Raw genomic sequence first — 702 nt, forward strand, 5'->3', positions numbered from 1 at the left:
AGTAATCGTGGATCAGAATGCCACGGTGAATACGTTCCCGGGCCTTGTACACACCGCCCGTCACACCATGGGAGTGGGCTGCAAAAGAAGTGGGTAGCTTAACCTTMGGGGGGGCGCTCACCACTTTGTGGTTCATGACTGGGGTGAAGTCGTAACAAGGTAGCCCTAGGGGAACCTGGGGCTGGATCACCTCCTTACCTATACGACTAACTTAATGTTTGTTGAGTGTTCACACAGATTGCTTGTTTAGCTTCTCTTCGGGGAAGTCAGAGCTAAATGCGCCGCTAGCCGGTACGCATTGTTCTTTAACAATTTGGAAAGCTGATAGTATTTAATTGCATGAGTCTGTCATGTGATTAATTACAAAACGTTTAATGCGCAAGCATTGAACATGAGTTCTCAAACACTTTATTAAGTGTCTTGAATATTCAAWAGTAAATTATTCTTTATTGRATAGTTTACGTCTAAGGCGCGTCCACTTCTTTGGTCAGAAGTGAGACAAGTAAAACCAAGCTGGTCGCAATGCGGCGCAGRTGAGTGAAACTCATTTGGGTTGTATGGTTAAGCGACTAAGCGTATACGGTGGATGCCTTGGCAGTCAGAGGCGATGAAGGACGTAGTAACTTGCGAAAAGCGTTGGCGAGCTAGTAACAAGCATTTGAGCTAACGATGTCCGAATGGGGGAACCCAGCAGCATAAGCT

Annotated in this window: 2 rRNA genes; both read left to right on the top strand. The window is 46.1% G+C overall.

Annotated features, from left to right (window positions below):
• Positions 1 to 197: ribosomal RNA gene (locus L5M49_RS25145) — 16S ribosomal RNA — on the top strand; the annotation flags it as partial.
• 362 nt (positions 198 to 559) lie between these two features.
• Positions 560 to 702: ribosomal RNA gene (locus tag L5M49_RS25150) — 23S ribosomal RNA — on the top strand; the annotation flags it as partial.

Source organism: Shewanella sp. SM74, assembly GCF_025653725.1.
Taxonomy (GTDB): Bacteria; Pseudomonadota; Gammaproteobacteria; order Enterobacterales; family Shewanellaceae; genus Shewanella; species Shewanella oncorhynchi.